The organism is Flavonifractor sp. An4 (assembly GCF_002161755.1).
In the GTDB taxonomy this organism is placed as follows: domain Bacteria; phylum Bacillota; class Clostridia; order Oscillospirales; family Oscillospiraceae; genus Flavonifractor; species Flavonifractor avicola.
In genome coordinates this window covers 23945-36560 of the sequence record NZ_NFIL01000019.1, presented here as the reverse complement: position 1 = coordinate 36560, position 12616 = coordinate 23945, and the positions used below count along the sequence as shown (strand labels likewise).

Genomic DNA, 12616 nt, shown 5'->3' with positions numbered 1-12616 from the left:
CTTACAGGCCCAGTTTGGCCCGGGCCTGGTCCCGGAAGGCCACCAGCTCCGGATAGTCGTAGAAAAAGTTCTGCTTCTGCTCCCACACCGACGTGCCGGTAGGCCTGTCGTAGAGCACAAAGTAGGAGAAACACTCGGCAATGTCCTCGGAGGGGCTGGTGGCGGCGTAGCTGGTGATGAAGTCGTCCTCATGCCGCAGATAGAAGTTGATGCTCTCCGGGTCGGCCAGCCGGTCGTCCAGATAGTCCTTCCAGAAGCGCTGGTAGAAGGCATTGAGGTAGGAGTCCGGGTTGCTTACCAGGTCGTTCTCCCCGTAGCAGTCGTAGCGCTTGGGCGCGCCGTAGGTCACCTGCTTGTCGTTCAGGGTCAGATAATGGGCGTACTCATGGTATACCGTCTCGGTGAACGCCTCGGGATCACCTGCGTCCTCCGGGTCCACCGCCAGCTCCCACTGGACTCCGGTGTCGTCCGCTGGAACCACATAGGCCAGGATCTCAGCCTCCCCGTCGGTAAAGATGGTGAACCGGGTGAAGGGTTTCAGGCTCCCTTCGGGCAGCAGTTCATTGACCTTGTCCCACAGGGCCCGGTACTCCGCCTTGTCCGATTTATCCGGGATGAGGGTGCCGTCGGCCCCGATCTCATATTGGGCCAGGGCGGGGAGTTCCTCTTCCTCTACCGGTTCCTGGGGTTCCTCCAGATAGCGCTGGGTGAAGTCCTCATACAGCTGGTTAAGCTGCTCCACCAGCTCCTCCTCCTGAGGGAACAGTTCCCACCGGCCTACCTGGGCCCGGGCCTGCTGTAGAGGCACCAGTTCCTCCAGCAGGTTTTGGACCTGATCTTTCTCCATCTGGTTCAGCCGGTCGGCCAGCTGGCCCAGCTGAATGGCGGCCAGCCGGGCCGCCTCGGTCTGGACGTCGGGACCAGTGACATCCGCCGCCGGTCTGGCACAGGCGGACAGGAACAGCAGAGGCAGTAAAAGCAAAATGGGATTGGCTCGTTTCATAACAAACACCTCGTTTTCGCCGGTCCGGAGGACCGGCGTAGTGGAGCGATTGTACCACAGTGAACCGAGCGCCGGAAGAAAGCTAAACAAATCTACAGGAAAACGTCAGATGTTCCATAGAAACGGCAGAAGGCCAGGGCCCTTGGGTCCCGGTCTTCTGCCTCAGGCTGCTGAAAAACCTCTGGCCAGAGGTTTCGGAGGGAAGGATAGTGTGAAAGGGAACCGTCAGGGTTCCCTTTCGCGTGCAGTCAAACAACTTTTGAGGACTTTTTAAAGGCCTCAAAAGTTTAACATCCTGTCAAAAAAGTGACCGCAGCCACTTTTTGACAGGATGCGGCAGAAGGACGGGACCACACGGTCTCGTCCTTCTGTCTGGGAAGGTATAGGAAGGCATAGAAGATAGCAAAGTTACAGCTTGACCACCCAGCCGTGGGGATCAGGCTGGGTCCCCCACTGGATACCGGTGAGGGTGTCATACAGCTTCTGGGCCAGAGGGCCGATCTTGCCGCCATTGACCACAACGTGCTTGTCCTCCCAGCCCATCTCGCCGATGGGAGAGATGACAGCGGCGGTACCGGTGCCCCAGGCCTCCTTCAGGGTGCCGTTGGCGCCCGCCTCGAAGAGCTCCTCCGCGGTGATGAGCCGCTCCTCCACCTTCATGCCCCAGCTCTTGAGCAGTTCAATGCAGGACTTGCGGGTGATGCCGGGCAGCACGGAGCCGGTGAGCATGGGGGTGACCACCGTGTCCCCGATCTGGAACATGACGTTCATGGAGCCCACTTCTTCAATATACTTGCGGTGTACGCCGTCCAGCCACAGCACCTGGGCATAGCCGTTCTGCTCAGCCCGCTCGCCGGCCCGGATGGAGGCGGCGTAGTTGCCGCCGCACTTGGTGTAGCCAGTGCCGCCCTTGACGGCCCGGACATCCTCGCTCTCCACATAAATCTTCACCGGGTTGATGCCCTCGGCGTAGTAGGCGCCCACGGGGCAGGTGATGATGGCGAAGATATAGTCATGGGCGGCATGGACGCCCAGGGTGGGGGTGGTGGCGATGATAAAGGGGCGGATATACAGGGAGGTGCCGGGCTGATCGGGCACCCAGTCCGCCTCCAGCCGCACCAGCTGCTCGATGGCGGCCAGGGCGTCCTCCTCGTCCAGGGGCGGGATGCACATACGCTCACAGGAGGAGTTGATGCGCTTGACGTTCTCGATGGGACGGAAGAGCTGAATGGTGCCGTCGGGGGAACGGTAGGCCTTCAGGCCTTCAAAGACCTCCTGGGCGTAGTGGAACACCATGGCGGAGGGGTCCAGTGCGATGGGGCCGTAGGGAACGATGCGCCCGTCGTGCCAGCCCTGGCCGGCGGTATAGTCCATCAAAAACATATGGTCGGTAAAGGTTCTGCCGAACACCAGCGTGGAGGGATCGGGCTTGGGCTTGCCCACTGCGGCACGCTGAACAGGATATTCCTTCATCAGGATGGCCTCCTTGCAGTTTCATTGCTTGTATTCAGTATGACAGGGTAAAGGGAAAAAGAATGTAAACCGTGATACAATGCCAAAAATATACCGGCAGGTTTCCCCGTCTCCTTCCCCTGTATGGTAGCACAAACCGACCGGAAAGACAACCGGGGCAAGAGTTCCTGCCCCAGCACTTGTAATTTGGCCGGGGATACGATATAATACTTGGGCTAATATGCCGAAAGAGGGTATTTAACCGATGAAATTAGGTATCGTAAGACAGGTACCTATTTTTATAAGTCCTTAAATCTCCATATAAAACCCCCAAACCCTGATAGCACAATAAATTGCAAATTAGCGCAGCAGATATAATTCTATATTGGTTCATACATTCCCACACCAAAATGGTGTAAAAATGGTGTAGAGCCTCAGTGTTTAGAGGAAGAGCCTCATTGCAACAACTTATAAATTAAGCCGACATCTGCTTTGTTCAGATGCCGGCTTTTTCGTTGAATTTGAAAGTGCACATTCAAACTTCTATCATTTGCTCCATGCAATCCATGCACATAATTCTGACTGTCTTTGTGGCTCTCACACTGCAACCACATTTCGGGCATTGCAGCTTTCTTGTGCTGCTGGGTCGCTTTCCACCGCCGGTCGTTTCCGCTCCGGTTTGGGCTGTACCGCTGGCCCCCGTGCGGATGATGGGCGGTAAACTGCCACGCCCGATTTTGATTTCATTCCAGCCTTTTGAAAGTGCATATTCAACGAGGTTATCACTTGGGGTGGTATTCCATCCGTATTGTCCACAGGGGACACAGGCAAGTCCCCGCCGCTCAGCTTCTGCCTTGAATCTCTTGTTGTGGTATTTTCCTCCACGGCTGACTTCTTTGATCCCATTTTCCCGGCAATATAGATGGACCATCTCATGAAGCATAGTATCCAAAGTTTCTTCAATCGGATAATTCAGGACCTCGGCTGCAATGTTCAGTTCGTAGGCTCCGCCGTCCTTACGCTGCCACACCTTGCTGGTGGTACAGTGTCCATAGGTCCCCGGTTTACTCTGTACCGTAATAATGGGGATGGGTAGTTCATCCTGAAAGAAGTCTGTATTCAATGCGTTATAGATATGCTCTAGTTGGCTGACTGCCCGACTCATTTTAGTGGTCTGTTTCATGGGATCAACTCCTTTTTTCTATACTTAATTATACACCACCGTATATAAAAAGTAAATATACCATGGTATATATGCAGGTAGAATATATACCACCGTAATTGTGCACCTTGACATATACCGCCGTATATGTTAAACTGCAAAAAAGGAGTGATTCTATGGCGTATTCAGAAGCGCAAAAAAACGCAACTCTCAAATATAGGAAAGAGAGTTACGCCCGAATCAGTTTGGATTTAAAAAAAGAAAAAAAAGAAAAGTATAAAGCGCAAGCTGCTGCCCATGGCATGAGCCTAAATGCCTACATCATTAGTTTACTGGAAGCAGATGGCACGAAAGAAGATTCTTGAAAGTGCACATTCAAAACCTATGCCCCGCAGGGCATCACAGCGACGGAATATCCCACGGGGACCAGCTTTCATATCTTCACCTAACCCACGGCGGGGATATTCCATGGAGCGGAACCAACCTTTGCCCCCGCCTTATGCCCAGCCCAGACCCAGCACCCAGGCCTCACCCGTGGCGGGCCACCTGCCTACTGTCACCATACACAGCCACCCTCTGAACAACAAAAAACGGCCCTTTCGGACCGTTTCAAATGACCTTGCAATCTTTCAGGTTATGGAGTAAAATAGTGCCATCGAGATAAATAGAGGCAGACCGCAGGGTGCGCCAACACCCCACGGTCCTATGCAGGAGAGCTAACCTCCCACACAATAGCATTTCGCTACGCCTTTTCTCATTATAGCCGTTTTGTGTTTTTTTGACAAGGTGGTTATAGTGGGCTTTGTGTCGTACCTCATGCGGTGTAGGGAAACCTGCACCGCTTTTGTTTATCTCGGCGGGAACGCCCAACGGGGGACCGGGAGAAATCCCACCCCCAACGGGCCGGACCGTTGAGAGAGAATAAAAGAGCCGTCTTAGCGACGGCATAGGAGGATCAGAAATGAAAAAGGCGATCATATATGGTATGTCCCTGGCCCTGATTTTATCCATGACAGCCTGTGGCGGTTCCAATGACAACGCCGCCGACAACAGCCAGGACACCAGCACACCCGCAGTCACCCAGCCTGTGGAAAGCAGCACCCCGGAGATCACCGCTACCCCGGAGCAGACCACCCAGACCGCACCCGAAACCACCCCCACCCCGGAGAGTGTTTCCACTCCTGCCCAGGAGAATACCACTGCACCCCAGGAAAATGACTCTCTGTTTACAGAAACTGACGAGACCATGTATGCAACCACCACAGTCAATGTACGTTCCAGTTATAGCACCAACAGCGATAAGTTAGGTAGCTTAACCAAGGCTCAATCTGTTACTCGTACAGGCATTGGTACTGGAGCTGCAGCAGGATGGAGTCGGATAGAGTTTAATGGTAAGGTAGCGTATGTATCTAGTGACTATCTCAGTGCTACCAAGCCACAAGTAAGCACTGGAAATAATGGTGGTAGTTCTAGTGGTCAAACCAGCAAGCCCAGCACCCAGCCCAGTACAGGTGGAAATAGTGGTAGTTCTTCAAGTTCTTCTGGCGGGTCTTCTGGTAGTACAGCTCCAGTGCCTCCTGGAGGTTCTGGTAGCTCTGGAGGAAGTAACATAGGTGAAATTGACATGGATGAACTCAACAAATGGTCTAACGAACAAGCATCACAAGGCTGGGGAGGATCTCTTGAGGATTCTAACCATGGTTTTGACCCAGTAGATACTCAATAAATACAATTAAATTTAAGCGAGGCATTGAGAGTGTGAAGGTTTTTCACACTCTCACCAATTCAGCCCCCTGCGCCCTTGGCGCAACCGGCATAAACCCCATCGCTTGCCGCCGCGATCATTTTTGAAATATGCGTATTTTATACACTCTCTTTTGAGGTCCCCAAATCGGGGGCCTCTTTTTTTATTCTTTTATCTAAAGCATTCGCTTCCAGGTCAGCAAAGCTTTCAATAATTCTTTCCATTTGCTCTTTTGTTTCTCTGGCAGCATTAACCATGTTGACCCAGTTTGTAGCAGCAGCAGTTACAATTTCTTGATGTAATTTTTGAGATAGTTCCTCCATGCATTGCCCATATAGATTGGATAGTTTCTTGTTAAATTGAAACTCCTGCGTGTCTAACAAGTTTGTTTCTTGAGAATCATTTATATAAATATAGTTATACTGTTCCGCAGAAATTAAAGAATCTTCTATTAGATCAATAAGCCCGTTTAAACTGCCGCTTTCAACAAGATATGAAAGTATAGCGGAATACAGCGCTTTTTCTTTACCTTTGGTATGCAGAATCTCTATTGCCGCATCAGACAACCCCGTGTATTCACACGCACTTTTCTTAGTAGGTTCCGTAGTTTTTGTGTCTGTCATACCAAGTAAATAATCTGACGATAAATGAAAATATCCAGCAAGTTTTGCGAGTGCAGAAATTCGGGGTTCTGTTTTCCCACTTCTATATTCTGACAGAGACCCTTTGGCAATACCTAATTTATCAGCAATATCTATTAGATACTCCTGATCTAGACAATCTGTAAGACGCTGTGCGAATGACACCAGAACATAGTCAGAATTACTTCCGGTCTGCTTTTCGTGTTGTGAAATGTTCCGGTATGTTTCTTCCTTCATATTTACTGTTGAATAAATTTGTCTTGTATCAAAGCGATTTCGTGATGGTGCTTTTTTCCTTTTGTTTTCACTCATAAAATTTGTCCCCCTAAGTTCGGAAAAACGAATTATTTTAATAAGGATTCAGAAATATTAAACGTTGCGAATAGAATGGAGGGTTCAAAGGGTTAATACTATAATTATATTCAGAAAGACGAACTTGCCGATAAGTTATTCGCCTTTCCAGATTGTAAGGCAAGACAATCGAAGAGTCAAGACAAAATTTAAAAAGATAGGAGTTTGACTCGGGCCCGGTCAATAGTGACCGAAATGAAAGTGAAATACAATTTCATAAACGGAGACTGTATTGAATTGGAGGTTGAAGAAAAGTTCGGAAAATACATTGAAAGTTCTCGCAAGCGGGAAAGTAATAAGGCCAGACACTATCGCCGCAAAAATATTTCTTTGGAAGGGGTCGTTTATGAGGGGCGTGAGTTTTCTTCTAACGATACATATTTTGACGATATGGAAGAAAAAGCTCAACGCGACCGTATCAAGGAAATATTTGCTGAATTGACCGAGACTCAGCGTCGGCGCTGCATACAGTTGGCAAGTGGTAAGAGTATGCAACAGATTGCCAAAGAGGAAGGGGTATTTGTACAGTCAGTTCACGAATCAATCGTTGCTGTAAGAAAAAAATTGCAAAAATATCGGAAGTGACCCCTGACAAACTGGCTTCCAAATGTCCGTATAGTGAGGGGGGAGTGAGAACCGCTCCTCTCCCCCCTCCTCCCCACCGATGGGGCAAAAAATAGAAAGGGGGAATTTAAAATGCCTAAGATCGTCGGTGTCGTCCGGACTAGCTTTACTGCCAAAGATGGAACTCAAATATCAGGCCGGACCTTTTTTACGGAAGAACCAGTTAAACCAGACCAGGGCATTGGTCAGCGGACAGATAGGTTTTTTCTTTCTGATGCCAAGCTTGCCACACTCAGCTTTAAGCCTGACTTGGCTCTAGGTTTTGAGGTGCAGATCCTGTATAACAGGTACGGAAAAGTTGAAAATCTCGTTCTGATTGACCAGCTAGACAGCGATTTGGAGGTAGAAACTTAATGACCATTCAGAAAGCCATTGAAGTCTTTTTGATGGCCTGGAGATCAACCTGGGACCCATCCCTGGAGGTCATGACCTGGCCCCGCTACCCGTACAGGGAGTTGGGGCCGAGCCAGGCCCCCGACGGCTCCGTGGTTCTTCGGGTCTACAAGCGTGCCTTCGGCTACAAATATCGGGGTATCAGGCCCCGTGAGCCTCCTGCCGCTGATGTGCGGAGTATTCAGGAGGTCCTGAATTTGGCTCTGCCTGCTGAATTTCGCATCCGTGAAGTCCAGGACCAGGGCAAGAGCGTAATAATTATCTTGGAGGAAAGATTTTATGCCAAAGATTGAAGAAATGGCGGGCGGCTTGCAGCGTAGTCTAGCCCGTGGTATCGGTTCTGCCGCTGCTTCTTATCGCTGTTACTTGGCTAGGGCTAATGCTTTAGCGGTAGCTCAAGCCCGTACAGCGGAGGAGAATCAATTTTCTGGAAATTGGCTGGCAACCTTTGCTTGCCTGTTCCAGAGTGCTGTCCACAACACTCTGGAATTGACGCATCTGGTTGAACCAGACTCGTTTGAGGATTTTTACTCTAAACGTCCGGTTCGGCGTGCCAAAAAGGGCTTTCTTGCGGTGTGTCTTGTCGGTTGGCGTCGTCCCGGCTTTGAGATTTCTGCTAGGGATGTACAGTACATTTTGAATACTGAAATGAGCCGTCTTTGTAAGCGACATGGCCTTCCTGATATTCATGTGAATGTACAATATCGAGAGCATAATCAGGTTCGGTTCGCACTTGCATTTTCTTCTGACCTAAACAAAGCTAGGGAGAAAGCAGATGTACAGCAACTTAAAATTTAATAATGAGGACCTGGCTGTTATCGGCAAGGTTCTGGCCACCCTGGGGGAGTTAGGGATTACCCTGCTCCTCCAGGGCCCGGTCCCCATTATGTGGGATTATGGCCCCCATCGGTTGTACCAATGGGAGGTCATCACCCGCGATGATGACCCTTTTGATTGCGGAAAATTTGAGGCTCTTTTGCTAGGCCTTAATTCTGAGGGCAAGTTCAAGCCACAAGTTTACAGCGTAGAGGACTATCCCACCGAATATGGTAATTTTACTCGATACTATATTACGGTGTTTATATAATAGGGCGGCACATCTATTTCCCAAAGTCATACATGACCGTGTTGGCCCCAAGCCAACACCAAGGGGGTGAGCGAACGGCGCAGGCGCAAGCCGAAGCTGTCGCCCACCCTCTTGTCAGTTGTAAGGCTTACGTCCATGTGCCGCCCGGTTGGATACCTCACTTATCTAGTAGGAGGTATCTTATGTACTTTAGAACAATTAGGGGAGGTGAATCCCATAAACTACCATAACCCGATTAAGACAGACGATGGATTGATACTTAGCATAGATAACGTAGTCCTAGACGTTTATATATCGGCTCCCAAAGCCAGAGACGTTCTAATGGAACTGATGGACAAGCTACCAATTCAATACGCCGTAGAAGTTGTTCACTGGAATAGTTTTCGCCCTGGCGCGTTCCGGGAGCAGTTCAGTATACGGCACCAGGATGGGACATCATTCTGGCTGGGAGCTGTCCTGAATGGCAGGAAACCAGAGTGGGGACGCGTCCGCATAGACTTTAATCCAAACAAGGTTGCTGGTCACGCTGTGTTTGTCAAGCTGTTGTCGTTCCTGGTGCTGCATACCAGGCCCATGCACCGGACAATTAAACGCTACGATCTAGCAGTTGACATTCCGGTAAAACGTTTCGATGTTTTTTTAGTTAAAGATTCCAGGGCGTACATAGAGCGCCGTCACGGTCAAGAGTGGACGCAGTACCTGGGTGCACAAAGTAGTCACCCTGGGCGGGTAAAACTCTATAACAAAACCGTGGAAGCGAAATTGGATTACCCATTGACCCGCTTGGAAATTACGATAGACCCAACCACCAGTTTTGATGATCTCCCGTGGCCTGCTGTCTACTATCTTCACACACTGCAAATGAATATGGATGATTTTAAGGCGACGGAAACAGAACGGTTTATACTCAACGCTATTTTACAAGGCTGCGGATCGCTTAATCAGTTGGGGCGTAAAACTAGAGAGAAAGTTCAGTCCCTTATGACCCGATATGTGTCTTATATTGAATTATCTTCTGGAGATTATAACAAAATCATGAATCAGCTATACGGCTATACCAGAGGCACAGTTGTAACTACGCCTACCGAAAGCGACAAGCCACCAGCACCACCTGAGCCACCTGTTCCCGATTGGGTCCGGGAAATTGAAAATGAAGAGCTATCAATGTGACTAAGATTTTTTTAAAAATTTTTGTAACTACCCTGATAAACAGACGTAAAAATGTCCGTATAGTAGAGGACCTAATTTTTATTAAAGGGAGGATTTAAATATGCCTGAGAATATTCGTACTATGCCCCTGCATCGGAGCCGTTCCGGTTTGGCCTGTCTTTATGAGTGTGGAGGAGGTCTTACAAACACTGGCGGGGCTCAGTTAGTAACCTCTCCCACAGGTAAGCCCAAGCGTGCGATTCATATTCGCACACATGGGAATCTGTGCAATGATGACCACGCACTGATTCCTGTTAAAGCAGGGGACTGCGTGGTGTCTGTAGACAGGCACCGGGACAGGGTCGCCGTTCAGGTAGAGCGTATCACAGCTATTAACGGTGATACGGCTACTCTGGAGCGTACGGATGATCTCATTTGTTGGGACGCAATCCAGGCAGCGGTTGAGAAGTCCTGGGATTACCACTGCCGCCAGCCTCACTACATCCAGCAGCTCTTTGAGGCGCAGCCGACAGCCCAGGCAGAGGACGACATTATGGAAGACATTGGAGAGTTAGTCGTATTTGAGGAGGATGAAGTGAATGAGATTTGATGTTGTTATAAATGCTCCGATGGAGCCTCGTGTTTTCCGGGTGGTCACTGTGATTAACGGTGTCCCCTGTATCTCCGTAACCAAACTGGACACTGATAATTTTCCCTCGGAAACTATCAAGGTTTATTGTGGGGATGGAAGCGGTAACGCTACATCTCAGCATGAAACATCTGAGGGTCTGGTACAAGAGATATATGAGGGCGACTATGTTGGGGTATGCTCTAAGCGGGCAGAAGATTTCCCCGCAACACTGAATTCTTTTTACGTCGTTGCAATCCGAGACAACCAAGTAATAACAAAGAACGCCATTCTTTAAGGAGGATTTAAACAATGGATAACCAGACTGTAATTAACACCCCCGAGGAGCCTGTCACTAAGCAGGCCTCCTCCATGGACACCACCAGCACTACCCAGCGAGACAACACCCCCGTTTATCTGCCTGCCGATTATCTTTCCTCAGGCTATTACGCCACCACGGATAAGGGCACTAAGTACCTACGGCCTGAGTTCGTTGGTAAGTATGCTGAGATCATGGCCACTTTGCTGGCTGATATGAAAGCCACAGATTTTGGAAACTTAATAAGGGAGATGAAGAGAAGCAAGAAAAAGACGCTCCCCTTTGAGGCACGCTTGACCGCTGCCGCTGAAATGCTTCCAAAGGCTCTGGCTCTGGTACACCGCAAGAAAGCCCCGGCCCTGTTGGTCACTTATATCAAGGACAACCTTGACCATCTTCACGATGACGATGATTGGACGGCCTACTATCGTAATTTGGAGGCTATCGCCGGTTATATGATTGGGGGTGATACCTAATGTCCCCCGATGACATAGATGACATAAGTGCGTTTCAGATGGGTACGGAAAACCGTTTAAGGGCAATTCCTTCAAAGGTTCCAATCCACTTAAAACTAACATTAACCGCAAAAGAAGCCGCTGCATACAGTAATATTGGGATCAATAAAATTGACAAAATGCTTCGAACACCTAATTGTCCATTTGTCCTTTATGTTGGGAACAAAAAGCTGGTCAAGCGCAGAGAATTTGAACAATTTATAAGTAATAAGTTGTCAATTTAAGTATAGTTACTATTGAGAAAAAAGAGCTTCCGTGTTACAATGAGTTCGTTGCATGGGGCTCTTTTCTCTTTGGAGAAAGGAGCTCATAAAATGGGTAAAAATCTAAAAGGAAAAGAATGTGGCAAAGGAATTTGCCAAAGAAAGGACGGTTCGTATTACGCAAGATTTGTAGATAAAAGAGGAAAACGCCACGAAAAATACTTTCCTACGCTTCCAGAGGCCCGCAACTGGCTTGAAGATGCTCGATACAATGACAAGCATGGTAACACATTTATCCCGTCTGGTAAGACAGTTGACCAGTGGTTTGAATATTGGGTTAATCATGTGGTTGTTGATCTGGCACCGAATACACGCAGGAATTATCAGGAACGGTATGCCCACAACATCCAACCGCTAATCGGCGATATGCTTCTTAGTGATGTCAAGCCGATGCACTGTAAAATGGTACTGAATCAGATGGATGCAATTTATGCCGGTTCTACAATCAGGCAAGCTTATATCACGATGGGGACGATGTTTAAATCAGCCGTTATGAACGGGTTACTTGAAAAACATCCCATGGATGGTGTAAGATACACAAAGCCAGTCCGCGCAGTAAGTGATATCAAATTTCTTACACTGGAAGAACAGAGAAAATTTTTAGCCGTAGCGTTAAACTCTCACAATTATTATCAATATGCGTTGCTTTTGGAGACTGGCCTACGTACTGGTGAATTGATCGGGTTGACGTGGGATGCCATTGATTGGGAGAAACGTACTCTAACGGTCAATAAGACACTGGAATACCGGCATAGCCAAAAGGTTTGGCGTGCTGGGCCGCCCAAAACGCAACACAGCTACCGCACCATTCCGCTGACCAATCGGGCATATCATATTTTACAAGAGGTATGGCAGCAGCGAGAGCAACAAAAGCACGCAAAAATCCTGTCGCAAACTCTTGAATATATAGACCGAAGAACTGGTAAACAATCCGTCCTAGCTATGCGCGATCTTGTGTTTATCAACTGGCGAACTGGTGAACCAGCAAAGAACAGCTCTTATGATACTCACTTGTATAAGCTTTGTGACCGGGCAGGTATTAAACGCTTTTGTATGCACGTCTTGAGACATACCTATGCCACCAGAGCAATAGAGAGCGGAATGCAGCCTAAAGTTCTTCAAAAGCTGCTCGGCCATGCAAGTATAAAAACAACGATGGATCGCTATGTTCATGTAACAGATGATTCTATGTTGAAAGCTGTCCAACAGTTTGAAAATAGTCAAAGTGCGTAAAATGGTGTAAAAATGGTGTAGAACGTGCCGCTCAAACACCGGAAACCATTGC

General features: G+C 48.7%; 17 protein-coding genes. 13 read left to right on the top strand and 4 right to left on the bottom strand.

Going from position 1 to position 12616, the window contains the following annotated elements:
* Position 1: 1 nt before the first annotated feature.
* The 3 genes from B5F94_RS09640 to B5F94_RS09630 form a co-directional block, all read right to left on the bottom strand.
* On the bottom strand, positions 2-1003 hold the full coding sequence (locus tag B5F94_RS09640; protein ID WP_087329741.1) for a hypothetical protein: 1002 nt from the start codon (positions 1001-1003) through the stop codon (positions 2-4).
* A gap of 408 nt (positions 1004-1411) precedes the next feature.
* The gene (locus B5F94_RS09635) at positions 1412-2476 is read right to left on the bottom strand and encodes a branched-chain amino acid aminotransferase (RefSeq protein ID WP_087329739.1); all 1065 of its coding nucleotides are present in this window, start codon (positions 2474-2476) and stop codon (positions 1412-1414) included.
* Between the two features lie 514 nt (positions 2477-2990).
* Entirely contained in the window at positions 2991-3638 is a 648-nt protein-coding gene (locus tag B5F94_RS09630; protein ID WP_087329737.1) for a SprT-like domain-containing protein, read from the bottom strand.
* Positions 3639-3793: 155 nt separating this feature from the next.
* Here B5F94_RS09630 and B5F94_RS09625 point away from each other — a divergent pair, with 155 nt between their 5' ends.
* Both B5F94_RS09625 and B5F94_RS09620 read left to right on the top strand, forming a co-directional pair.
* Positions 3794-3982 (top strand): hypothetical protein, encoded by a 189-nt coding sequence (locus tag B5F94_RS09625; RefSeq protein WP_087329735.1) that lies wholly within the window; start codon positions 3794-3796, stop codon positions 3980-3982.
* Positions 3983-4578: 596 nt separating this feature from the next.
* Complete coding sequence (locus B5F94_RS09620) at positions 4579-5343, top strand: SH3 domain-containing protein (protein ID WP_087329733.1); 765 nt, start codon at positions 4579-4581, stop codon at positions 5341-5343.
* A gap of 137 nt (positions 5344-5480) precedes the next feature.
* On the opposite strand, the gene B5F94_RS09615 is transcribed toward B5F94_RS09620, so the two are convergent.
* Entirely contained in the window at positions 5481-6314 is an 834-nt protein-coding gene (locus tag B5F94_RS09615; RefSeq protein WP_087329731.1) for a helix-turn-helix domain-containing protein, read from the bottom strand.
* A 276-nt stretch (positions 6315-6590) separates the two neighbouring features.
* Here B5F94_RS09615 and B5F94_RS09610 point away from each other — a divergent pair, with 276 nt between their 5' ends.
* The 11 genes from B5F94_RS09610 (at position 6591) to B5F94_RS09560 (ending at position 12564) form a co-directional block, all read left to right on the top strand.
* On the top strand, positions 6591-6938 hold the full coding sequence (locus tag B5F94_RS09610) for a hypothetical protein (RefSeq protein WP_158100272.1): 348 nt from the start codon (positions 6591-6593) through the stop codon (positions 6936-6938).
* Positions 6939-7049: 111 nt separating this feature from the next.
* Complete coding sequence (locus B5F94_RS09605; RefSeq protein ID WP_087329727.1) at positions 7050-7331, top strand: hypothetical protein; 282 nt, start codon at positions 7050-7052, stop codon at positions 7329-7331.
* Positions 7331-7663 carry a hypothetical protein gene (locus B5F94_RS09600; protein WP_087329725.1) on the top strand — a complete coding sequence of 111 codons (333 nt, stop codon included), beginning with the start codon at positions 7331-7333 and terminating at the stop codon, positions 7661-7663. The genes B5F94_RS09605 and B5F94_RS09600 overlap by 1 nt, the downstream gene beginning before the upstream one ends.
* Positions 7650-8168: a hypothetical protein gene (locus tag B5F94_RS16220; protein WP_143383275.1), complete on the top strand. Its 519-nt coding sequence runs from the start codon at positions 7650-7652 to the stop codon at positions 8166-8168. Before B5F94_RS09600 ends, B5F94_RS16220 begins: the two co-directional genes overlap by 14 nt.
* Positions 8146-8457, top strand: coding sequence for a hypothetical protein (locus B5F94_RS09590; protein WP_087329721.1), 312 nt, complete (start codon positions 8146-8148; stop codon positions 8455-8457). Before B5F94_RS16220 ends, B5F94_RS09590 begins: the two co-directional genes overlap by 23 nt.
* Before the next feature lie 321 nt (positions 8458-8778).
* Entirely contained in the window at positions 8779-9627 is an 849-nt protein-coding gene (locus B5F94_RS09585; protein WP_143383274.1) for a hypothetical protein, read from the top strand.
* 100 nt (positions 9628-9727) lie between these two features.
* Positions 9728-10216, top strand: coding sequence for a hypothetical protein (locus B5F94_RS09580; RefSeq protein ID WP_087329718.1), 489 nt, complete (start codon positions 9728-9730; stop codon positions 10214-10216).
* On the top strand, positions 10206-10532 hold the full coding sequence (locus B5F94_RS09575) for a hypothetical protein (protein ID WP_087329716.1): 327 nt from the start codon (positions 10206-10208) through the stop codon (positions 10530-10532). The genes B5F94_RS09580 and B5F94_RS09575 overlap by 11 nt, the downstream gene beginning before the upstream one ends.
* Positions 10533-10546: 14 nt before the next feature.
* Positions 10547-11029, top strand: coding sequence for a hypothetical protein (locus B5F94_RS09570; protein ID WP_087329714.1), 483 nt, complete (start codon positions 10547-10549; stop codon positions 11027-11029).
* 38 nt (positions 11030-11067) lie between these two features.
* Complete coding sequence (locus B5F94_RS09565) at positions 11068-11292, top strand: excisionase (protein ID WP_087329784.1); 225 nt, start codon at positions 11068-11070, stop codon at positions 11290-11292.
* A gap of 90 nt (positions 11293-11382) precedes the next feature.
* Complete coding sequence (locus tag B5F94_RS09560) at positions 11383-12564, top strand: tyrosine-type recombinase/integrase (protein ID WP_087329712.1); 1182 nt, start codon at positions 11383-11385, stop codon at positions 12562-12564.
* Positions 12565-12616: the final 52 nt, after the last annotated feature.

Bases quoted from the DNA above. Each gene is read 5' to 3' on its own strand.
- B5F94_RS09640 (WP_087329741.1), bottom strand. From the start codon at position 1,003: ATGAAACGAGCCAATCCCATTTTGCTTTTACTGCCTCTGCTGTTCCTG.
- B5F94_RS09635 (WP_087329739.1), bottom strand. From the start codon at position 2,476: ATGAAGGAATATCCTGTTCAGCGTGCCGCAGTGGGCAAGCCCAAGCCC.
- B5F94_RS09630 (WP_087329737.1), bottom strand. From the start codon at position 3,638: ATGAAACAGACCACTAAAATGAGTCGGGCAGTCAGCCAACTAGAGCAT.
- B5F94_RS09625 (WP_087329735.1), top strand. From the start codon at position 3,794: ATGGCGTATTCAGAAGCGCAAAAAAACGCAACTCTCAAATATAGGAAA.
- B5F94_RS09620 (WP_087329733.1), top strand. From the start codon at position 4,579: ATGAAAAAGGCGATCATATATGGTATGTCCCTGGCCCTGATTTTATCC.
- B5F94_RS09615 (WP_087329731.1), bottom strand. From the start codon at position 6,314: ATGAGTGAAAACAAAAGGAAAAAAGCACCATCACGAAATCGCTTTGAT.
- B5F94_RS09605 (WP_087329727.1), top strand. From the start codon at position 7,050: ATGCCTAAGATCGTCGGTGTCGTCCGGACTAGCTTTACTGCCAAAGAT.
- B5F94_RS09600 (WP_087329725.1), top strand. From the start codon at position 7,331: ATGACCATTCAGAAAGCCATTGAAGTCTTTTTGATGGCCTGGAGATCA.
- B5F94_RS16220 (WP_143383275.1), top strand. From the start codon at position 7,650: ATGCCAAAGATTGAAGAAATGGCGGGCGGCTTGCAGCGTAGTCTAGCC.
- B5F94_RS09590 (WP_087329721.1), top strand. From the start codon at position 8,146: ATGTACAGCAACTTAAAATTTAATAATGAGGACCTGGCTGTTATCGGC.
- B5F94_RS09585 (WP_143383274.1), top strand. From the start codon at position 8,779: ATGGAACTGATGGACAAGCTACCAATTCAATACGCCGTAGAAGTTGTT.
- B5F94_RS09580 (WP_087329718.1), top strand. From the start codon at position 9,728: ATGCCTGAGAATATTCGTACTATGCCCCTGCATCGGAGCCGTTCCGGT.
- B5F94_RS09575 (WP_087329716.1), top strand. From the start codon at position 10,206: ATGAGATTTGATGTTGTTATAAATGCTCCGATGGAGCCTCGTGTTTTC.
- B5F94_RS09570 (WP_087329714.1), top strand. From the start codon at position 10,547: ATGGATAACCAGACTGTAATTAACACCCCCGAGGAGCCTGTCACTAAG.
- B5F94_RS09565 (WP_087329784.1), top strand. From the start codon at position 11,068: ATGGGTACGGAAAACCGTTTAAGGGCAATTCCTTCAAAGGTTCCAATC.
- B5F94_RS09560 (WP_087329712.1), top strand. From the start codon at position 11,383: ATGGGTAAAAATCTAAAAGGAAAAGAATGTGGCAAAGGAATTTGCCAA.